This window comes from Mesorhizobium sp. M0016, from assembly GCF_040324035.1.
In the GTDB taxonomy this organism is placed as follows: Bacteria; Pseudomonadota; Alphaproteobacteria; order Rhizobiales; family Rhizobiaceae; genus Mesorhizobium.
On sequence record NZ_JAMYVM010000012.1, the window covers coordinates 16,611 to 34,929 of the forward strand.

The following is an 18,319-nucleotide window of genomic DNA, read 5'->3' on the forward strand; positions in this document are numbered from 1 at the left end:
GCTGGCCCTCCGCGGGGCGCCGGAAAGCCGGCGGCCCGTAGTCGCGGGCTCGGCCTTCGGCCGAAGCCTTCCTTCTCCCCGTTCACGGGGAGAAGGTCCCGGCAGGGGGATGAGGGCAGCGCTGACCTCTGTTGAGAAACGCCTTTGAACGATCCCACCAAAATCGTGCTGCGCCCCGCCACGGCTTTGGATGCCGCGACCATCGCCATTGTCATGCGGGCCGCACTTGGCTCGTTCTCCTGGATGCCGGTCATCCACACGCCGGATGAGGATCTTGCCTTCATCCGCGAGATCGTGCTGTCCCGGCAGCAGGTGACGGTCGCCGAGGCCGGCACCGGCATTGTCGGCTTCATTGCCCTGAGCGGCGATTGGGTGGAACAGCTCTATCTCGACCCCGCCTGGACGGGGCAAGGCATCGGCAGCCGGCTGCTGGTGCAAGCGACCGCCGCGCTACGGATCGTTAAACTGCATTGCTTCCAGGCCAACACCGGCGCGCGTCGCTTCTACGAGCGCCATGGCTTTCGCCCCGAGGCGTTCGGCGCGGGCACCACCAACGAAGAAGGCCTGCCGGATATTCTCTACGTGCGTCGAGCTTGATATTCAGCCGGCGTTATCCTTGGCCAGTTGGCGCAATAACTCCATCGCTTCCTCGGCCCGCTCAGCGGGCACGAACAGATGGTCATGATAGAAAGCAGAGACCGGATTGACGCCCATGCCGGCGGCGGCCAGCCGGGCGGTGATGGCGGCGAGGAAGCCGACGGCTTCCAGCGAGGAGTGGACGTTCAGGGTGATCATGCGGCAGCGGAACGAAGCGGTCAGCCCGGCCGCCCGTGCCGCGTCCTCGGTCACGATCAGTGTCACACCCTCGCGCTCGCGAAAGACCATCACGGGATCGAGGCCTGCCTGCCGGCTGATTCCAGGTGTGAGCGTAGCGAACACGTAGACGTCCGGCAGCAGTTCCGGCGTCATCGCCGCCAGCAGCTTTTTCAGATCAGTCTCGCCGGCCATTCGCTCGTCTCTCGCCCAGCCCTATCAATAGCCGTGACTGGTGGATGTCGATAGTCCGTCAAGGTGGAGGGACAGCGCCCCCCTCTGCCCTGCCGGGCATCTCCCCCGCAAGCAGGGAGATCGGCGGTTTCGATGCTCCGCTCATTCATGGAACATTGCCGAAGCGGTCGAGCGTGTAATCTCCCCCCTTGCGGGGGAGATGGCCGGCAGGCCAGAGGGGGGTGTGAAGGATCGCCATGCAGCGGCTTTTGCTTGCTGCTACCCAAAAAGAATCCGCACCCTGTAGGATCGCCGCCCCATCGCTCGTCCTTGGTCCGAAGCCAGCAAACGGCTCGAACCGCTTAGGAGGGAACACCCGTGAGTATTTCTCAAACCATGCCCGTCTCATCGGGCGCCCTGTGGACCGGCCGCGTGCTCAGCGGCCTCATCATCCTGTTCATGATCTTCGACGGCGTCATCAAGCTGCCGCCGCTCGATGTCGTCACCCAGACCATGGTGCCGCTCGGCTGGCCGGCCGATGTCAATGTCGCGCGCACGCTCGGCATTATCGGGCTGATCTCGACCGCGCTCTATGCGCTGCCCCGCACCTCGGTGCTCGGCGCCATCCTGCTCACCGGCTATCTCGGCGGCGCCATCGCCACAAATATGCGCGTCGGCAGCCCGTTGTTTTCGCACACGCTGTTTAGCGTCTATCTCGGCATCATCCTGTGGGGCGGTCTCTATCTGCGCGACCCAAGCGTGCGCGCCCTGATCCCGTTCAGCCGTTAAGCGAGGAGAAAAACATGCTCAGCACCATTCTCATCCTCCTGGTCGTCATCATCGCCGCCGTGCTCATCTATGCAGCGACGAGGTCGAATGATTTCGTCACCGCCCGCACCGCCAGCATCAAGGCCGCGCCGGAAGCGATCTTTCCGCTGATCAACAATTTCAAGCAGTGGCCGGAATGGTCACCCTACGAAAAGCTCGACCCGCTGATGAAGCGCACGCTGTCGGGCGCTGATGCCGGCAAGGGCGCCGCCTACGCCTGGGAAGGCAATGCCAAGGCCGGCAAGGGACGCATGGAGATCGTCAATTCCGTGCCATCCTCGCTGGTGTCGCTGAAGCTCGACTTCGAGAAGCCGTTCCGGGCCAACAACAGCGTCGACTTCACCCTGAAGCCCTCGGGCGACACCACCGCAGTCACCTGGGCAATGCGCGGCAGCCGGCCCTTCATTGCCAAGCTTTTGGGCCTCTTCATGAATTTCGATACGCTGATCGGCAAGGATTTCGAGGCTGGCCTCGCCAATCTGAAGAAGGCCACTGAAAGGTAAAACGTCCTGCATTTCAACAAGCTCGGCGGCGGTCGTTACGAATGTGACAGGCACGCGCACCGGGATCTCTCACGTCTTCGGGATCAAATCAGCTGTCTGGGAGTTAGAGCCGTGGCGGCGAGGACGGCGATCCGCGTGAGAGAGGAACGACAATGAAAAAAGCGATGATCATTCTGGTACTGGCGACCGCACTGGGTGCGTGCTCGCAAACCGAAAAGGGTGCCGCGGTCGGCGGTCTCGGCGGCGCGGCGGTTGGCGCAGCTGTGGCAAGTGATCCGGTTCAGGGCGCCGTCGTCGGCGGCGCCGTCGGCGCCGTAGCCGGCGCGCTGATCGGCCGTGCCAGCGAAAGCGGTCAATGTCGCTACCGCGGCCGCAACGGGCGCACCTATATCGCCAGCTGCCCCGACGGTTATTGAACACAGCCAGGTCCAACATCGGAAACCGGCGGCTATAGATCGCCGGTTTCGCTGTTGCCCAAGGCAGCTGGACCATGGATGCTGCGCTACAGCAATCCCCGGATATGCTCCCAAGCCAGGCGGCCCAGGCGTGTGTCGGCGTCGTCATTGCCGCCATGGGCGTGCAGCCCCGAGCGCGGCGTGTTTTCGCCCGGCAGCAGAATGCGGTGGCCGGCGTCGGGCACTGAGACGAGGCAGGTGGTCATTGCTGTGTCCTGGCGACGCCGAACGATCGACTGGGCAAAATCCAGCGATGGCCATAGCGCGTCGTCGCCGCCCGCAACCAGAACAATGTCGGCTGAAATAGCTTCGGCGGGAATGGCAGCCTTGGCCGCTGCGTCCTTGAAGGTTTGCAAGGCACGTAGGAAGAGCCCCCGGTAGGACACCAGACCATGGACATACTCAGCGTTCCAAGCGGGATTGCTTGGGACAAACGGCAACGGAATCCCTCGAGCGTCCACGACGATCGTTCCGGCCAGCTGACGCCGTCGCGGCCCGGCCCGATATTGCCCCAGACCACCGATGTCGGGCTGATCGCAACCACGAGGCCGATGCGTGGATCGTGAGCCGCCGCAAGCAGGGAGGCCTCGGCGCCTTTCGAGGTCCCGACATAGACGATGCGCCGGCATCCCATCTGGACAAGATAGTCGGTCGCCGCGAAAAACGTTTCGAGCGGGATCTCGCAAATGCCGGGCACCTGACCTTCGCCGTCAAACCATTGCAGCGCGAGAGCGGATGCTCCTTCCTTGGCAAAGAGCCGGGCGCGGGTGACGTCGATGCGGCCGCTCGATCCGCTGAGCACGACGACGCCTGTCGTGGCGCCGGCGCATCGCAACAGCGTTCCGGCTACGCCGCCGAAAAGGGTCTCTTCCGTGACGGTCCGCTCAGTCATCTTTCGTTCGAACGCATATGACATCGCCGCACATTAGCAAAACGGCGGGCACAGGCCCGCCGTTTTGTCGATGCGATGACGCGATGCTTATTCGGCGGTGGCGGCTTCCGCTTCGGCCGGGGCTGCAGCAGCGGCGGCAACGGCGGCGGCAGCGTCTTCCTGGGCCTTCTTCAGCAGAGAGGCGCGTTCCTGCGCCTTCTTGCCGGGCTCGGCCTTCTTCGGGTTGGAGCGGGCTTCGCGCTTGAGGAGGCCGGCCTCATCGAGGAAGCGCAGCACGCGGTCGGTCGGCTGAGCGCCGTGCGACAGCCAATGCTTGACGCGGTCGGCGTCGACCTTGACGCGCTCGCCGTCCTTGGGCAGCAGCGGGTTCCACGAGCCGATCGACTCGATGAACCGGCCGTCGCGCGGCGAACGGGCGTCGGCAATGACGACGTGGTAGTAAGGGCGCTTCTTCGAGCCCGCACGGGCCAGTCTGATCTTCAAGGGCATTTCATCTCTCCTAAATTTCTGATTTCAGTGTTGGGTTAATGGCTTTGTCTGGTGCAGGTCGTTGTCCCAAAACCGCTGCGCACTTTTGGGCGACATGCACTTTGTTAGCCGGTTTTGCTTGCGCCGTTGGACGCGGCGATCTGCTCGTGATGGCGGATCACTTCGCGGACGACGAAGTTGAGGAATTTTTCCGCGAAATCGGGGTCGAGATGAGCGTCCTTCGCCAGCTGGCGAAGGCGGGTGATCTGCTCCTGCTCGCGCGCCGGGTCGGCGGGCGGCAGGCCATGCTCGGCCTTGAGCACGCCGACCGCCTTGGTGCAGCGGAAGCGCTCGGCCAGCATATGAATGAGGGCGGCGTCGATGTTGTCGATCGAGGCGCGATAGCCGGCCAGGATGGTGCGTGCGTCGGCCATGTCTTTTTCTTCGTTCATAGCGTCCTCACTTCTTCTTTCCGAGGCCGGGCAGACCACCGCCGCCAAGGCCGGGAAGCTTCATGCCGCCGGGCAGACCGGGCAGGCCACCGCCGCTCGGGGTGGGCGGGCCCTTCATGCCGCCAAGGCCGGGCATCTGCTTCTGCAAGGCTTCGAGCTGCTTGGGATCCATCTTGGAGAGGTCGGGCATGCCGCCACCCATCATGCCGCCGGGGCCACCCGGCATCATGCCGCCGAGGCCCATCTTGGAGGCAAGGCCGCCCATCATGCCGCGCATCAGGCCGCCGCCTTTGCCCTTGCCGCCCATCGCCTTCATCATGTCGGCCATGCCGCGATGCATTTTCAAGAGCTTGTTGATCTCGGCCGCATCCGTGCCTGAGCCGGCGGCGATGCGCTTCTTGCGCGAATGTTTCAGCATGTCCGGATTGGCGCGCTCGGCCTTGGTCATCGACGAGATGATGGCGAGTTGGCGGCCGAACATCTTGTCGTCGAGGCCGGCGGCCGCCATCTGGTCCTTCATTTTGCCCATGCCGGGCATCATGCCCATGATGCCGCCCATGCCGCCCATTTTCGACATCTGCTGAAGCTGGCCGGCAAGGTCGTTCAGGTCGAACTTGCCCGACTGCATCTTTTTGGCCATCGCCGCCGCCTGCTCGGCGTCGATGTTTTCGGCGGCCTTTTCGACCAGCGAGACGATGTCGCCCATGCCGAGGATGCGGTCTGCAATACGCTTGGGGTGGAATTCCTCCAGCCCGTCCATCTTTTCGCCGGTGCCGATCAGCTTGATCGGCTTGCCGGTGACGGCGCGCATCGAAAGCGCGGCACCGCCACGGCCATCGCCGTCCATGCGGGTCAGCACCAGGCCGGTGATGCCGACGCGCTCGTCGAAGCTTTTGGCAAGGTTGACGGCGTCCTGGCCGGTCAGCGAATCCGCGACCAGCAGGATTTCGTGCGGGCTCGACATCTTCTTGATGTCGGCCATCTCCACCATCAGCGGCTCGTCAATATGGGTGCGGCCGGCGGTGTCGAGGATGACGACGTCATGACCGCCGAGCTTGGCTGCCTGGACGGCGCGCCTGGCGATGTCGACCGGGTTCTGGCCCGCAATGACAGGCAGGGTCGCGACTTTGACCTGCTCGCCGAGCTGGCGCAGCTGCTCTTGCGCCGCGGGCCGCCGCGTGTCGAGCGAGGCCATCAGAACCTTCTTGTTCTGGCGCTCGGTCAGGCGCTTGGCGATCTTGGCGGAGGTCGTCGTCTTGCCGGAGCCCTGCAGGCCGACCATCATGATGACGACCGGCGCCGGCGCATTGAGGTCGATGGCGACGCCCTCGGCGCCGAGCATGTCGACCAACTCGTCATGGACGATCTTGACGACCATCTGTCCAGGCTTGATCGACTTGACGACGGCGGCGCCGACGGCCTTCTCGCGCACCTTGTCGGTGAAGGAACGCACCACTTCCAGCGCAACGTCGGCTTCGAGCAGCGCACGGCGCACCTCGCGCAACGCCGCCGAGACATCAGCCTCCGACAGCGCGCCGCGGCCTGTCAGGCCGTTCAGGATGGAGCCAAGGCGCTCCTGAAGTGATTCAAACATTGGTCAACCCGCCGCGCGAGAGCGCCTTGGATTCATGGTGATCCCTGTCGGGCCGATGGCCCTCCACGCCTCTTGTGCGCTCCTGCAGCGATTCAAACATTCCGTTTCCTTTTTCTCAGGCACCCCGATGGTGCCCGAGAGGTAGTGCGTTCGCGCCGCTCATCCAAGCAAAGCTCAAAACCAAAAAGCACCCGGGGGCGCTCAGCGCTGCCGGGTGTTGGCCTCCAGGATCTGTTTACAGCACCCACCTCAAAAGGTTTTGGCGTCCTGGTCGGCTTGCTCGGAGGGATACTCGTCGCGGATTTCGGGGCTGTAGACAGGAAATCGGCCGAAGAGTCAAGACAAGGGCGGCTTCCCGGTCTCTGGATCGGTCCCTGTTTAGTTCACCCTGCATCCCGAGGGTCGGCCGTAACCTTCAGCGGCGAGCGCGGGTGCAGAAGCAGCAGGATCGTCAGCAAGGTGCAGACGATACCGATGGCGGCGATGATGACGGCATCCGCCGTCGTCCAGCCCGGACCTTCCAGCGGCTTGGCGTTGAACAGGGCGAAGGAATTGTAGTTCTCCTGATGCGAGATCAGCAGGAAGCCGGTGAGATTGTTGCCGAGATGGGCGCCGAAGGCGGCGCCGAGATTGCCGGTGACATAAACCACCAGCGTCAACAGCAAGGCGAAGGCGGCGATCGAGGCCAGCACGCAGGCGTTGATGGCGGGGGTCGAGCCCGGGCTCCAATGCAAGGAGGTGAACAGCAAAGCGGGCAATAGCGCCCACACGTAAGGGCTCTCGAAGCGCCTGGCCAGGCCGCGCAGCAGATAGCCGCGAAACAGCATCTCCTCGGACGAGGTCTGCAGCAGGGTCAGCGCCACGATCGGGAGCAGGAACAGCAGCCAGGTCGACAGGTTGATCGTGCCGCGGGCGATTTCGGGCTGTAGCCAGTAGAGCAGGATTTCGGAAAGCGCCGATGTGATCAGCACCGCGACCAGGCCCTTGAGGAAGCCCGACAAGGACACGCGGCGACTGGCGCCGAAAAGCGCCGAGAGCGGCTCGCCATGGACGAAACGCATGGCAAGCCAGAGGCCGAGCCAGATGCCGGTAAACGAGGTGAGTGCGGCGAGTATGCCGATGGGCGAGGCCAGAAAGCCCTGAAGCGGCCCGCGCGGATCGTCCGGCAATACATGCCAGACGATCGCGACATAGGTGCCGCCAAGCACCACAACCAGGGTGATCGCCACCCAGAACAGGACGACGACCGCCGTTCCGATTATCAGCCGCGGCAGGTTCGTCTTTTCGGTGGCCGTGTTGCTATAGCGCTCGAAGGCGGCTGGATCTGATATCACGCGAGTTCCTCTGCCGAACGCATCGGGTCGCATGATCTAGGGGATCGTCGGCTCTCGCGCAATTGCTGCTGTTCAGCGACCCTTTTGCCGCCCTCAGCCTCGGCAGGAGGGCGGCACGAGTTCACTTGTCATTCTTTCCAGGCAAAATCAGCGCACGACGTACATGATGCGCCGTGTCTGCGGGTCGACCAGCGCCTGCTGGCCATTCACATAGACGTAGCGGTAGCGGTAGTCGGGGATTTCGCGCAGTTCGACCGTGTCGGGCAAGGTGGCACCGGTCACCACCTCGCCCTCGAGATAGACAGGATCGAGCCGGTGCGTGCTGACATAGGTGCCGACTTCCGCCGGTGGCCTGTCGATGGCGTCGACGGGGCCGTCGTCGGACAGAATCGCACCGGTATAGGTATCGGGATAATCATCCTGCGGCGGTGTAACCACGGTGATGGCGGCGTCGGCGGGGCGGCGTGTCAGAACGACCCGGTTGCCGCCGAAATCGGCCGTGACATAGTCGGAATAGACCCAGCCCTGGCCTCCGGCTTCGGCAATGGTGCACCATTTGCTGTTTTCGATGCAGCCATTGAGCGTCGCCGACTGGCCGGCGGCGAGCACGCCGATCACAGGATATTGCGGGCCGGGGCCGGCGCGCACATTAAGATCGGTGACGGCCGAGACGGCGGTATCGGCGAGTGCCGCACCCGACATCGCGACAAGCGCCCCGGCGACGGCCGGAAACAATATGCGTCTCATGGTTTCTCTCCCTTTCATGGTCCCTCGCGACACCAAACGAAACCAGAACGCATGCGTTCCGGCTAAAATACCGACGCCAGCTCACGATTTGTTCCGGTTTCTTTCGGCAAACCGGTCAAAAGCTCATGCACGAAGCTGAGTTTCTGCGCCGTCACGTCCGAAATGACGAAGGGATAAAGGTCGGGCAGGCCCATGCAGCGGTTGATCGAGTTGGAGGCTTCCGAGAGTACCAGCCAGCGGGCGAGAATCTTTTCGAAGGGCTCGGGCACGGCGTCAGGTTCCGCGGGCGCCGCCTGCAACCGGCCGCCGGTGTCGCCTTGCGGCAGCACATTGGTCTCCATCGTCTCAAGCTGGCCGAGTGGAAAATTCAGCGCGTGCACCATCTCCAGCGTGTCGGTGATGTGGAGATGGTGCGCCCAGGTCTCGGCCCAGTCTTCCCATGGATGCGACGTCGCATAGGCGGAGATGTGGTTCTGCTGCCAGTCGGGCGCAGCGCCATTGGCGTAATAGGCCTTCAGCGCCTGCTCGTAGTCGGGGCGTTCGTCGCCGAACAGCGCCCGGAAGGCATCGAGCCGTTGCGGCTCGTCGCGGATCAGCCGGTCCCAGTAGTAATGGCCAAGCTCATGACGGAAATGACCGAGCAGCGTGCGGTAATTTTCGCCCATCTCGACGCGACGCCGCTCGCGCTCGGCCGAGTCCGCCTCGGCGACGTTGAGCGTGATCAGGCCGTTGTCGTGGCCGGTAAGGATGCGTTCGCCGCCGGGACCGCCGCCGATCGGATCGGCAATGAAGTCGAAGGCGAGGCCGATTTCGTCGCCGTGCTTGTGCTTGGGCGCGACCGGAAGGCCGAAGGCGAGCAGCGAATAGACGGCGCGCTTCTTGGCCGCCTCGACGCGAATCCAGCGGCGGCGGTTGCCGTCGACGGAGAGGTCGGGGATCAGCTGGTTCAGCAAGCAGGCGCGGCAGTAGGTATGGCCCGGTTCGGCCATCCAGTTGCAGGCGCATTCATCCGCATTGGTGCAGTGGAAGATGCCGTCGACGTCAGACAAGGCAAAGCGCGCATGCTCGGGATCGTAAAGCACGAGACTCCCGCAATTCAGGCACTGCGCATTCTCGAAGTAGAGGCGGTGGCCGCAATGCGGGCAGTCGAACAGTTTCATGTCGATCTCGATGCGTCAGGCGTTGGCGTATGGCGTCAGAGGAGGAATATGGTGCGGAGCGGCGCCTCGCCCAAACGCCCGCCACGGGCCGCCGTTCCATGCCCCCGTCACCTCTTTTTACCCGAGCAGCGAATTCGCCTGCCCGGCGCCCGGGCGTTTCGGCCACAATAAGCACTTGATCGTAAGCAAATTCCGCTGCATTGGCCAGGGTAGCGCCGGGGGTACGGTGACAATGGCGCGTTTCGCTGGCAAGTTCGCAACCGGGACGTGATTCAGGCAATCAGGAGAAAAAGCATGGCATTGCTTGCCAAGGGAAAGATTATTGCTGCCGCGGTGGTCGCGGTACTTGCGCTGGCGACGGGCGCGCAGGCGGCGGCCAGCTGCGGCAAGACCGGCGCGGGCTTCGAAGCGTGGAAGCAGGACTTTGCCGCGCAGGCCAGGTCCGAAGGTGTCGGCGGGAAGGGTCTGGCTGCTCTGGCCGGTGCCAGCTACGCGACAAAGACAATCTCCGTCGACCGCGCCATCCACAAGGCTTTCAGCGGTTCGGTGGACGCCTTCATGAAGCGCCGTGGCGGAGCTGCGATCATTTCCAGGGGCCGTGCGCTGAAGAAGTCGAATGCGGCGATGTTCGACAGGATCGAGAGCAATTACGGCGTGTCGCCGGGCGTGTTGCTGGCCATCTGGGGCATGGAAACCGGCTTCGGAGCCTCCCTGGGCAACCAGAACACGGTCTCCGCCATTCTGACGCTTGCCTATGATTGCCGTCGCCCGGGCTTCTTTTACCCGCATGCCATTGCGGCGCTGAAGCTGGTCGATCGCGGCGCGCTGAGCGCCTCGTCGGTCGGCGCTGCGCATGGCGAGATCGGCCATACGCAGTTCCTGCCCGGCAATGTCCTGAAGTATGGCGTCGGCAACGGAAATCTGCGCGACAAGGCGACGGCCTTGGCTTCGACGGCCAACTTTCTCAAGGCTCATGGCTGGCGGGCGGGTGCGAGCGCAAGTGCGAATATGGGGGCCATCGCCGGCTGGAATTCCGCCAGCGTCTACCAGCAGGCCATCGCCCAGATCGCCGACGCGATCGACGGCGGCTGATAGAAATATCCAGATCGAAGAACGGAAAGCCCGGCCATGCGCCGGGCTTTTCTGCAAGGACTGGAGCTTTTGGCGTTCAAACCGTTCAGCAGCCGAGCGGCTACCCGCCTTTTATGACCTTCCAGATGTCCGTGGACTGGTCGAACTGGAGGCGGTTTATGTCGGAGAAGGTCAGCCGGCCGCTCTTCATGGCATCGGCAAGGCGGCGGCACAGCAGTGGCGGCATGCGCTCCAGGGAAACGCCCATAAAAGCGGCGATCTCGTGTTTGGCCGATATATTCGATATAGCCACCTTGGTGATGCAGCGATCGAATGCCGCCTCGGGATCCTGTTTCACTTGCTCCTGCCCAGTCTGGCAACCGGCCAGCATGACGACCATTGCAGGCAGCGCCACAAACCACGGCTTCATTGTCAGCTGCCCCCATCGATTGTGAGGAGGCTAGATAAGGGCCCGAAAAGATCAAGCAGGAAAAGCACTGAGTTCTTTGCCGGCGCTCTATTTCTTTGTTTTTACGCAGTTACGGACGAAGTCGGGCATGCTCTTTCTCGAATTGCTCGATCGTTGGCGCAAATGCCGGCTGAGCGACTGGGCTCTCAATAATGTGCGTAGCCGCTCAACGGGCACTTCTCGGAAATAGGAACCTCGAAGGCGCCTTCAGTACCTTTGCAGCTCCGGAATTTGGAGTTGCGCAGCACCGGCGCGGCCCTGGCAGCCGCCTTTGACTTGCCCTTGATGACCAGCCATATCTCGGTCGGCAGGTCTAGCTGCACTCTGTTCAAATCGGAGTAGCTGATCCGCCCGCTGCGTACTCCTTCGGTGATGCGCTGGCAGAACAGGGCCGGCATGCGCTCCTGCGAGACGCCCATGAAAGAGGCGATTTCGTGCTTGAACGTGATGCTCCATAGATGGACGGCGGAGATGCACCCGTCCTGCTCGCGTTTTGCGGCCGCCTGCGAGGACTGGCATCCGGTAAAGACGATGGCCGCCGCAAGCATGAGAAAAATGGCGTTTTTCACGATCAGAATCCCTCCGTCCCGCGAAGGAATTTAGATGAGGCTTTTAAAAGGTCAAACGGAAACCATGTCAGCCAGCTTGGCCTCTTATATTAGAGGTACCAAATAAAAACCCTGCGTGACCGCCGGGTTTTCCTGGAACACTAGTTTGGTTCACCCTTGCGGCTCCTTGCCGCCAGCGTCCTCAGCCGCAGCGCATTGAGGCGGATGAAGCCGGCGGCGTCCTTCTGGTCGTAGGCGCCGCGGTCATCCTCGAAGGTGACCAGCGCGTCGGAATAGAGCGTCTTCTTGGATTTGCGGCCGGTGACCATGACATTGCCCTTGTAGAGTTTCAGGCGCACCGTGCCTTCGACGTCTTCCTGGCTCTTGTCGATCATCGCCTGGAGCATCAGCCGCTCGGGCGAGAACCAGAAGCCGTTGTAGATCAGCTCGGCGTAGCGCGGCATGAACTCGTCCTTGAGGTGGCCGGCGCCGCGGTCGAGCGTGATCGATTCGATGGCGCGGTGGGCGACGATCAGGATGGTGCCGCCGGGGGTCTCGTAGACGCCGCGCGATTTCATGCCGACGAAGCGGTTCTCGACCAGATCGAGCCGGCCGATGCCATTGTCGCGGCCAAGATCGTTAAGCGCCGTCAGCATGGCGGCCGGCGACAGCTTCTTGCCGTTCAGTGCAATCGGATCGCCCTTCAAAAATTCGATCTCGATCTCGGTGACCTTGTCCGGCGCCTCCATCGGCGAGACGGTGCGCTGATGGACGAATTCCGGCGGCTCGCTCCACGGGTCTTCCAGCACCTTGCCCTCGGAAGAGGAGTGCAGAAGGTTGGCGTCGACCGAGAACGGCGCCTCCCCCCGCTTGTCCTTGGCCACCGGGATCTGGTGCTGCTCGGCGAAGTTGATCAGGTCGGTGCGCGACTTGAACGACCAGTCGCGCCACGGCGCGATAACCTTGATGTCGGGATTCAGCGCATAGGCCGACAGCTCGAAACGCACCTGGTCGTTGCCCTTGCCGGTGGCGCCATGCGCAATAGCATCGGCGCCGACCTCCTGGGCGATCTCGACCAGGTGTTTGGAGATCAGCGGCCGGGCGATCGAGGTGCCGAGCAGGTAGGTGCCTTCATAGACGGCATTGGCGCGAAACATCGGGAAGACGAAGTCGGCGACGAATTCCTCGCGGACATCGACGACGCGGATATCCTTGATGCCCATCATCTCGGCCTTCTGGCGCGCCGGCTCCAACTCGCCACCCTGGCCGAGATCGGCGGTGAAGGTGACGACTTCGGCGCCGAGCTCGGTCTGCAGCCATTTCAGGATGATGGAGGTGTCGAGACCGCCGGAATAGGCGAGCACGACCTTCTTGACGTCTTTTGTCTTGGGCATTGCTGGGGACATTTTGGCGGTTCCGCGATGAGTTTCGGGGGCGAGGTATCACGGCATTTCCGGCCAGCGCAAGGGATGAACGGGCTCCGGCCGCCGCAGCCGCTGGACCAGATGCCACGCCAGTCAGTTGCTGGCGTGAGCCGGGAGGCTGCGTTATAGACCGACGATCATTCGCCAGGGCCCACCGATGTCCTTCATTCCCGACACCACCACGCTGATCCAGTTCGCCATCGCCACCATGATCCTGGCGATCACGCCGGGGCCGGATATGACGCTGTTCGTCTCGCGCACACTGAGCCAGGGCCGCGCCGCCGGCTTTGCCTCGCTGGCGGGTGCTCTGTTCGGAACGCTGATCCACACAACTTTGGTGGCGGTCGGCATCTCGGCGCTGATCGTCGCCTCGCCAATGGCCTTCCTCGTGCTGAAAACGTTCGGCGCCGCCTATCTGGTGTTCCTGGCCTGGCAGGCAATCACCAAGGGCTCGGCGTTTTCACCGCAGAAGAAGAACGGGCCGCAAATTTCGCTGTTCCGCAGCTGGGCCGCCGGGCTTGGCGTTAATCTGCTCAACCCGAAGATCATCCTGTTCTTCATGACGTTTCTGCCGCAGTTCGTCTCCGCTCACGATCCGAACGCGCCGGGAAAACTGTTCTTCCTCGGCCTCATGTTCATCGTGCTGTCGGTCCCGGTGACAGCGCCGATGGTCTTTGCTGCGGAAAGGTTTTCGGCGGCGATGAAGGCCAGCCCGCGCGTAACGCGGGTCGTCGACTATCTCTTTGCCGGTGTGTTTTCGGCCTTCGCGCTCAAGATCCTGACCGCTCAGGCGAAGTAGCGGCCTGCCACCAGCTTCCGGCCCAGCGGCCGGCGCTTAGCCAGTAGAAGATGCCGCCGACCATGCCGCAGCCGATCACCGCGGCGATGGCGCGCGGTTCGGTGACGTCGAAATCCACGTTCTGGTGGACGAAGCCGAGGAAGGCCGCGGCCACCAAGCCGCCCGCGAGTGCATAGAACAGCCAGTCGCGGCGGCTGAGGACCTCGGAGATCAGGATTGCGACCACCGCCGGTATGAAAGCGAAATAGGCGACAAACAGCGCCACGAACGGGATCGAAAAATACAGCGCCGCGGCCGCCGCTGGGTGCGCATCGTCCGGCATATAACCGGCGGAAGCCAGGAACAGCACGTTGAGAAAGGCGCTCGCCGCCAATGAGGCGACGACATAGCCGAACAGGATGACAGCGAAACGGAGGATATAGGCGAAGAGGCGGCTCACGCCTCGCCATGCCCCGCAATCATCATGGCTTCCAGCGCCAGGCGGTCGACCTTGCGCATGCGTTCGGAGTCGGATTTGAGCTGCCCGCAGGCGGCCAGGATGTCGCGGCCGCGCGGCGTGCGGATCGGCGAGGCATAGCCGGCATTGTTGATGTAGTCGGCAAACTTCTCGATCGTCTCCCAGTCCGAGCACTGATAGTTGGTGCCCGGCCACGGGTTGAACGGGATCAGATTGATCTTGGCTGGAATGCCTTTGAGCAGCTTGATCAGCCCCTTGGCGTCCTCGATGGAATCGTTGACGTCCTTCAGCATCACATATTCGAAGGTGATGCGCTTGGCGTTGGACAGGCCGGGATAGGCGCGGCAGGCCTCGATCAGTTCCTTCAGCGGATACTTCTTGTTGATCGGCACAAGCAGGTCGCGCAGATCGTCATTGGTGGCGTGCAGCGAGATCGCCAGCATGACCCCTATCTCCTCGCCGGTGCGGAAGATCTCGGGCACCACGCCGGAGGTCGAGAGCGTAATGCGGCGCTTCGACAGCGACAGTCCGTCGCCGTCGGAGGCAATCAGCAGCGCCTTCTTCACGGCTTCAAAATTGTAGAGCGGCTCGCCCATGCCCATCATGACGACGTTGGAAACTTTGCGGCCCTCGGCCGGGACGATGGCGCCGTCGGGTGTGTCGCGGTCGGGGAAGTCACCGAGCCGGTCGCGGGCGGTGAGCAATTGCGCCAGGATCTCTTCCGCCGTCAAATTGCGCACCAGCTTCTGCGTGCCGGTGTGGCAGAACGAACAGGTCAGCGTGCAGCCGACCTGCGAGGAGATGCAGAGCGTGCCGCGGCCTTCTTCGGGAATGTAGACGGTCTCGATCTCGACCGGACGGCCGGCACCGCGCGGCGGAAAGCGGAACAGCCACTTGCGCGTGCCGTCGGAGGAAATCTGCTCCTCGACGATTTCGGGCCGGGCGACGGTAAAATGCTTGTCGAGTTCGGCGCGCAGATCCTTGGAGATGTTGAACATGCCGGCAAAATCGGAGACGCCGCGCACATACATCCAGTGCCAGAGCTGTTGGGCGCGCATTTTCGCCTGGCGCTCGGGCACGATGCCGGCACTGATGAGGGCGTCACCGAGCTCGGCCCGGGTCAGGCCGATCAGCGACGGCTTCTCGGGCGTGGCGCGGGCGCGCAACGCATCGCGTGCGCCCTCAGTGGTGAGATCGAAGGAAAGGGTCATATCAGCGCCAATATAAGCGAATTGCGGCCGATTTCATCCATCGTGCCGAAAAGAAGCGCGGCGCATAGCACAGGTTGCGGCGAGAGTCATGCGGCGGGAACGCGCCAGCCTACTTGCACTTGGCGATCGACGTCAGCGCGGCCGAGATGCCTTTCAGCGAAAACACATAGGTCGTCGGATTGCCGCGGCCAGACTTCGCCGAGACCTTCATGTCGGTGCCGGTCTTCATGGCGGCGATCAGCACCGGCTCTTCGGCGGCGTTCTCAACCCAGGCCGACTTGCCGCGGGTGAACATCGAGAACGTCTTCTTGTCGATGGTGACGGTGGCCTTGGAACCTTCCTGGAAGGTGTAGCCGGCGATGAATTGCGGCTCGTAGGACACTTGCTGGCCCGGCCGCTGGCTGACGAAGAAGAACATGTCACCATGATCGAGCGTCGGCGGCTGCTTGTCGGTCGGCACGGTGAGCACATAGCAGACCTTGCCGCCCTGCGCCTGGTAGCTGTAGGTGCCCCAGGCATTGTGCTGGCCGATCTTGGTCGCCTGCTGCGCCAGCGCCGGCGCGGCAAAGGCCACCAGGACCAGGCTCGAGACTAGTGCAATCAATCCGCGCATCGCTTTTCCCGTATTCCAAATGGTGCGGGGCAGGCCGGCTTGGCGTCCTGCCCGTCGCTTCATTTTGATTTAATCTGGGTTACCAAACGGTGAATTTCCCTCGGAAAAGGACATTCACCCATGGAAACCACCGCCATTTCCGCGCCGCTTCTTGAAAAAACGGCTTTCGCAATGTCCCTGCGGCGACTTGGAGGCCACGAAAGCGGCAAGAGTTTGACTTTTTGAACGGCCGCAGCGGAACCCGAAGCCAAGCCGCTATCGTCCTGTTTGAGCGGAGGATTTCTTCTGAACCCAGTTGTTAACGCGACCGCCGATTCAGCTCTTGTCGGCGATCGCCTCCTTGGCGGCCTTGCGGTGCGCAGGGGTGATATGGGCGCTTACGGCGGTGATCGCGGCGGTCAGCACGGCGATGTCGTCGGTGAAGCCGAGGCCGAAGACGAAATCGGGGATGACATCGACCGGCAGCACGAAATAGCCAAGCGCTGCCAGCAATATGCCCTTGGCACGCAAAGGCGTCTTCCTGTCGAGCGCGCAGTAATAGCCGGCGACGACCTCTTCCATGAACGGAATCTGTCGGGCGGCCTTCTTGGCCGTGCGCCAGAATTTGGCGCGCACTTCACTTTCGTCGCCGAGCTTGCTGCCGAAGCCGAAGAAATCAAAACCGCGCTGCTGCGCCATCAATCCTCTCCTTGCCGGCCGTCGCGCTGCGTGTTGCGCGGCTGCCATGGAAAATGTGGTGAAAGCCCCGGTCCACTGCAAGAGGATAGCGCCGATTTGGCGTTGCCGCCCCAGCGTTCAGCCGCCTGCATACCCATTCATCTTCTTGGCCAGCGCGATGTCGAGCGCGGTGACACCGCCGGCATCATGGGTGTTGAGCGTCACGTCGACAGTCTTGTAGACGTTCGACCAGTCGGGATGATGGTCCATCTTCTCGGCGGCCAGCGCAACGCGGGTCATGAAGGCGAAGGCCTCGGAGAAATTCTTGAAGTCGAAGCTGCGCTTGATGGAGGCGCCATCGGCTGCCTGCGACCAGCCAGGCAGTTCGGCCAGTGCGGCGGCGATGGCGTCCTTGCTGAGTTTCTCTCTCGTCATGATGATTTCCCGTGCTATCCCAGATATCGACCCTCACCATAATGCAAGTCGCCCAAAAGTCCTTTGCGTTTTGGGCTTCCAAATGCACGAACGGCGCATATCGAATGAGCGTAAAGCCGATAAATTCCATACTCTTCGTCTGCCTCGGCGCCATCTGCCGCTCACCCCTGGCCGAAGGCGTGTTTCGCGCCGTGCTGGCGGAACGCGGCCGCGACATGGTGCTGGACGATATCGTGCTCTGCGGCGACCGGCGGCTGGAACCTCGGCGAAGCGCCCGACCCGCGCTCGATCGCGATTGCGGCCCGCCACGGCATCGACATATCAGGGCAGCGGGCACGCAAGGTCAGGCCGGGGGATTTTTCGCGCTTCGACCTGATCCTCGGCATGGATCGGCAGAATGTCCGCGACCTCAAGGCGTTGGCGCCGGCCGGTGCGCGCGAACGTATTCATCTCTTGGCAGAGTTTGCGCAGGGCAAAACCCGCGACGTGCCGGATCCCTATTATGACGGGGCCGAAGCGTTCGCTTCGGTCTACCGCATGATCCGCGAAGCGTCGGAGGCGCTGGCGACGAGATTGGTGGCGCGGGCGTCGACGCCGGAGAGCGGCCATGCCTCCTCGACAATGTAGGGACCGCCGCCGACCGAATCGCGCGACGACATCAGCACGAAGCGGCCGACGCGAAACGGCAGCGTCGCAAAATTGCCGCGCGCCGACAGGTACTGGGCGACGTCGAGCGGGCTCGAATTGCGCAAGCGTGCCAGCGTAACATGCGGGGTGAACTTGCGCGGGTCGGCGGGCAGGCCGAGCCGCTGGCAGATGCGGTCGATTTCGCTCTGCAGCGCCGAAAGGTCGGGCGAGGCGAAGACGCCGGCCCAGACGGCGTGCGGCTTCTTCTGGCCGAAAGCGCCAACTCCGGACAGGGTGAGCGAGAAGGATGGGCGGTGCACCCGGTCGAGCGCGTTGGCGATTTCGTCGGCGATATGGCCTTCGACGTCGCCGATGAAGCGCAGCGTCAGATGGTAGTTTTCGACATCGATCCAGCGGGCTCCGGGCAGGCCGCCCCTGAGCAGGGACAGCGAAAGAGCGGCGTCACGGGGTATTTCGAGGGCGGTGAAAAGACGCGGCATGGTGAGCCTCCCTTCCTCGAATCGAACTGTGCCCCTAGCGAATCATCGATAGTCAAACGGGGCAAGTGGTTTGTTGGTTGCAGGCATT

At 63.0% G+C, this 18,319-nt stretch carries 22 protein-coding genes and 2 pseudogenes; 7 read left to right on the forward strand and 17 right to left on the reverse strand.

The window, feature by feature from the left end:
• Nucleotides 1-144 precede the first annotated feature (144 nt).
• The gene (locus NKJ88_RS18135; RefSeq protein WP_023671699.1) at nucleotides 145-597 is read left to right on the forward strand and encodes a GNAT family N-acetyltransferase; all 453 of its coding nucleotides are present in this window, start codon (nucleotides 145-147) and stop codon (nucleotides 595-597) included.
• A gap of 3 nt (nucleotides 598-600) precedes the next feature.
• Here NKJ88_RS18135 and NKJ88_RS18140 read toward each other — a convergent pair whose 3' ends face one another.
• The gene (locus tag NKJ88_RS18140) at nucleotides 601-1,008 is read right to left on the reverse strand and encodes an ACT domain-containing protein (protein WP_023671700.1); all 408 of its coding nucleotides are present in this window, start codon (nucleotides 1,006-1,008) and stop codon (nucleotides 601-603) included.
• Nucleotides 1,009-1,365: 357 nt separating this feature from the next.
• On the opposite strand from NKJ88_RS18140, the gene NKJ88_RS18145 reads away from it, so the two are divergent.
• From NKJ88_RS18145 to NKJ88_RS18155, 3 genes are all read left to right on the forward strand, one after another.
• Nucleotides 1,366-1,776, forward strand: coding sequence for a DoxX family protein (locus tag NKJ88_RS18145; protein ID WP_023687655.1), 411 nt, complete (start codon nucleotides 1,366-1,368; stop codon nucleotides 1,774-1,776).
• 14 nt (nucleotides 1,777-1,790) lie between these two features.
• Nucleotides 1,791-2,318: an SRPBCC family protein gene (locus NKJ88_RS18150; RefSeq protein WP_352444953.1), complete on the forward strand. Its 528-nt coding sequence runs from the start codon at nucleotides 1,791-1,793 to the stop codon at nucleotides 2,316-2,318.
• A 152-nt stretch (nucleotides 2,319-2,470) separates the two neighbouring features.
• Nucleotides 2,471-2,734, forward strand: a complete 264-nt coding sequence (locus NKJ88_RS18155; protein WP_023824379.1) for a YMGG-like glycine zipper-containing protein — start codon at nucleotides 2,471-2,473, stop codon at nucleotides 2,732-2,734.
• A gap of 86 nt (nucleotides 2,735-2,820) precedes the next feature.
• Here NKJ88_RS18155 and NKJ88_RS18160 read toward each other — a convergent pair.
• From NKJ88_RS18160 to NKJ88_RS18190, 7 genes and pseudogenes are all read right to left on the reverse strand, one after another.
• Nucleotides 2,821-3,665: pseudogene (locus tag NKJ88_RS18160) on the reverse strand (acyl-CoA thioester hydrolase/BAAT C-terminal domain-containing protein).
• A gap of 87 nt (nucleotides 3,666-3,752) precedes the next feature.
• The gene (gene rpsP / locus NKJ88_RS18165) at nucleotides 3,753-4,154 is read right to left on the reverse strand and encodes a 30S ribosomal protein S16 (protein ID WP_023671705.1); all 402 of its coding nucleotides are present in this window, start codon (nucleotides 4,152-4,154) and stop codon (nucleotides 3,753-3,755) included.
• 104 nt (nucleotides 4,155-4,258) lie between these two features.
• Nucleotides 4,259-4,585, reverse strand: a complete 327-nt coding sequence (locus tag NKJ88_RS18170) for a chorismate mutase (RefSeq protein ID WP_023671706.1) — start codon at nucleotides 4,583-4,585, stop codon at nucleotides 4,259-4,261.
• A gap of 7 nt (nucleotides 4,586-4,592) precedes the next feature.
• Complete coding sequence (ffh, locus tag NKJ88_RS18175) at nucleotides 4,593-6,179, reverse strand: signal recognition particle protein (RefSeq protein ID WP_023671707.1); 1,587 nt, start codon at nucleotides 6,177-6,179, stop codon at nucleotides 4,593-4,595.
• A gap of 383 nt (nucleotides 6,180-6,562) precedes the next feature.
• Nucleotides 6,563-7,513 carry a CPBP family intramembrane glutamic endopeptidase gene (locus tag NKJ88_RS18180; protein WP_023726016.1) on the reverse strand — a complete coding sequence of 317 codons (951 nt, stop codon included), beginning with the start codon at nucleotides 7,511-7,513 and terminating at the stop codon, nucleotides 6,563-6,565.
• A gap of 147 nt (nucleotides 7,514-7,660) precedes the next feature.
• Nucleotides 7,661-8,260 (reverse strand): DUF1236 domain-containing protein, encoded by a 600-nt coding sequence (locus tag NKJ88_RS18185; RefSeq protein WP_023683834.1) that lies wholly within the window; start codon nucleotides 8,258-8,260, stop codon nucleotides 7,661-7,663.
• Nucleotides 8,261-8,322: 62 nt separating this feature from the next.
• On the reverse strand, nucleotides 8,323-9,420 hold the full coding sequence (locus NKJ88_RS18190; protein ID WP_023726017.1) for a zinc-binding metallopeptidase family protein: 1,098 nt from the start codon (nucleotides 9,418-9,420) through the stop codon (nucleotides 8,323-8,325).
• 294 nt (nucleotides 9,421-9,714) lie between these two features.
• On the opposite strand from NKJ88_RS18190, the gene NKJ88_RS18195 reads away from it, so the two are divergent.
• Complete coding sequence (locus tag NKJ88_RS18195; protein ID WP_023671711.1) at nucleotides 9,715-10,512, forward strand: lytic murein transglycosylase; 798 nt, start codon at nucleotides 9,715-9,717, stop codon at nucleotides 10,510-10,512.
• A 100-nt stretch (nucleotides 10,513-10,612) separates the two neighbouring features.
• On the opposite strand, the gene NKJ88_RS18200 is transcribed toward NKJ88_RS18195, so the two are convergent.
• From NKJ88_RS18200 to NKJ88_RS18210, 3 genes are all read right to left on the reverse strand, one after another.
• Complete coding sequence (locus NKJ88_RS18200) at nucleotides 10,613-10,891, reverse strand: hypothetical protein (protein ID WP_023824376.1); 279 nt, start codon at nucleotides 10,889-10,891, stop codon at nucleotides 10,613-10,615.
• Between the two features lie 215 nt (nucleotides 10,892-11,106).
• The gene (locus NKJ88_RS18205; RefSeq protein ID WP_023755652.1) at nucleotides 11,107-11,529 is read right to left on the reverse strand and encodes a hypothetical protein; all 423 of its coding nucleotides are present in this window, start codon (nucleotides 11,527-11,529) and stop codon (nucleotides 11,107-11,109) included.
• A gap of 140 nt (nucleotides 11,530-11,669) precedes the next feature.
• On the reverse strand, nucleotides 11,670-12,902 hold the full coding sequence (locus NKJ88_RS18210; RefSeq protein ID WP_352445050.1) for an argininosuccinate synthase: 1,233 nt from the start codon (nucleotides 12,900-12,902) through the stop codon (nucleotides 11,670-11,672).
• Between the two features lie 187 nt (nucleotides 12,903-13,089).
• Between NKJ88_RS18210 and NKJ88_RS18215 the strand changes: the two genes are divergently transcribed.
• Nucleotides 13,090-13,731 (forward strand): LysE family translocator, encoded by a 642-nt coding sequence (locus tag NKJ88_RS18215; RefSeq protein ID WP_023694540.1) that lies wholly within the window; start codon nucleotides 13,090-13,092, stop codon nucleotides 13,729-13,731.
• On the opposite strand, the gene NKJ88_RS18220 is transcribed toward NKJ88_RS18215, so the two are convergent.
• The 5 genes from NKJ88_RS18220 to NKJ88_RS18240 all read right to left on the reverse strand — a co-directional run bounded on the left by NKJ88_RS18220 (nucleotide 13,703) and on the right by NKJ88_RS18240 (nucleotide 17,104).
• Complete coding sequence (locus NKJ88_RS18220; protein WP_352444957.1) at nucleotides 13,703-14,170, reverse strand: hypothetical protein; 468 nt, start codon at nucleotides 14,168-14,170, stop codon at nucleotides 13,703-13,705. The genes NKJ88_RS18215 and NKJ88_RS18220 overlap by 29 nt on opposite strands.
• Nucleotides 14,167-15,399, reverse strand: coding sequence for a dual-specificity RNA methyltransferase RlmN (gene rlmN / locus NKJ88_RS18225; RefSeq protein WP_023828747.1), 1,233 nt, complete (start codon nucleotides 15,397-15,399; stop codon nucleotides 14,167-14,169). Before rlmN ends, NKJ88_RS18220 begins: the two co-directional genes overlap by 4 nt.
• 109 nt (nucleotides 15,400-15,508) lie before the next feature.
• Nucleotides 15,509-16,012: an invasion associated locus B family protein gene (locus NKJ88_RS18230; RefSeq protein ID WP_023671718.1), complete on the reverse strand. Its 504-nt coding sequence runs from the start codon at nucleotides 16,010-16,012 to the stop codon at nucleotides 15,509-15,511.
• A gap of 315 nt (nucleotides 16,013-16,327) precedes the next feature.
• The gene (locus NKJ88_RS18235) at nucleotides 16,328-16,690 is read right to left on the reverse strand and encodes a YkvA family protein (protein WP_352444959.1); all 363 of its coding nucleotides are present in this window, start codon (nucleotides 16,688-16,690) and stop codon (nucleotides 16,328-16,330) included.
• Between the two features lie 117 nt (nucleotides 16,691-16,807).
• Nucleotides 16,808-17,104 (reverse strand): 4a-hydroxytetrahydrobiopterin dehydratase, encoded by a 297-nt coding sequence (locus tag NKJ88_RS18240; RefSeq protein WP_023745436.1) that lies wholly within the window; start codon nucleotides 17,102-17,104, stop codon nucleotides 16,808-16,810.
• A gap of 104 nt (nucleotides 17,105-17,208) precedes the next feature.
• Between NKJ88_RS18240 and NKJ88_RS18245 the strand changes: the two are divergent.
• Nucleotides 17,209-17,731: pseudogene (locus NKJ88_RS18245) on the forward strand (low molecular weight protein-tyrosine-phosphatase).
• Here NKJ88_RS18245 and thpR read toward each other — a convergent pair.
• Nucleotides 17,635-18,231, reverse strand: coding sequence for an RNA 2',3'-cyclic phosphodiesterase (gene thpR, locus NKJ88_RS18250; protein WP_023671722.1), 597 nt, complete (start codon nucleotides 18,229-18,231; stop codon nucleotides 17,635-17,637). The pseudogene NKJ88_RS18245 and the gene thpR sit on opposite strands and share 97 nt — an antisense overlap.
• Between the last annotated feature and the right edge of the window lie 88 nt (nucleotides 18,232-18,319).

Coding starts and splice junctions, on each gene's coding strand:
- NKJ88_RS18185 (WP_023683834.1), bottom strand. CDS start 8,260: ATGAGACGCATATTGTTTCCGGCCGTCGCCGGGGCGCTTGTCGCGATG.
- NKJ88_RS18190 (WP_023726017.1), bottom strand. CDS start 9,420: ATGAAACTGTTCGACTGCCCGCATTGCGGCCACCGCCTCTACTTCGAG.
- NKJ88_RS18200 (WP_023824376.1), bottom strand. CDS start 10,891: ATGGTCGTCATGCTGGCCGGTTGCCAGACTGGGCAGGAGCAAGTGAAA.
- NKJ88_RS18170 (WP_023671706.1), bottom strand. CDS start 4,585: ATGAACGAAGAAAAAGACATGGCCGACGCACGCACCATCCTGGCCGGC.
- thpR (WP_023671722.1), bottom strand. CDS start 18,231: ATGCCGCGTCTTTTCACCGCCCTCGAAATACCCCGTGACGCCGCTCTT.
- rlmN (WP_023828747.1), bottom strand. CDS start 15,399: ATGACCCTTTCCTTCGATCTCACCACTGAGGGCGCACGCGATGCGTTG.
- NKJ88_RS18140 (WP_023671700.1), bottom strand. CDS start 1,008: ATGGCCGGCGAGACTGATCTGAAAAAGCTGCTGGCGGCGATGACGCCG.
- rpsP (WP_023671705.1), bottom strand. CDS start 4,154: ATGCCCTTGAAGATCAGACTGGCCCGTGCGGGCTCGAAGAAGCGCCCT.
- NKJ88_RS18210 (WP_352445050.1), bottom strand. CDS start 12,902: ATGCCCAAGACAAAAGACGTCAAGAAGGTCGTGCTCGCCTATTCCGGC.
- NKJ88_RS18195 (WP_023671711.1), top strand. CDS start 9,715: ATGGCATTGCTTGCCAAGGGAAAGATTATTGCTGCCGCGGTGGTCGCG.
- NKJ88_RS18235 (WP_352444959.1), bottom strand. CDS start 16,690: ATGGCGCAGCAGCGCGGTTTTGATTTCTTCGGCTTCGGCAGCAAGCTC.
- NKJ88_RS18150 (WP_352444953.1), top strand. CDS start 1,791: ATGCTCAGCACCATTCTCATCCTCCTGGTCGTCATCATCGCCGCCGTG.
- NKJ88_RS18155 (WP_023824379.1), top strand. CDS start 2,471: ATGAAAAAAGCGATGATCATTCTGGTACTGGCGACCGCACTGGGTGCG.
- NKJ88_RS18240 (WP_023745436.1), bottom strand. CDS start 17,104: ATGACGAGAGAGAAACTCAGCAAGGACGCCATCGCCGCCGCACTGGCC.
- ffh (WP_023671707.1), bottom strand. CDS start 6,179: ATGTTTGAATCACTTCAGGAGCGCCTTGGCTCCATCCTGAACGGCCTG.
- NKJ88_RS18215 (WP_023694540.1), top strand. CDS start 13,090: ATGTCCTTCATTCCCGACACCACCACGCTGATCCAGTTCGCCATCGCC.
- NKJ88_RS18230 (WP_023671718.1), bottom strand. CDS start 16,012: ATGCGCGGATTGATTGCACTAGTCTCGAGCCTGGTCCTGGTGGCCTTT.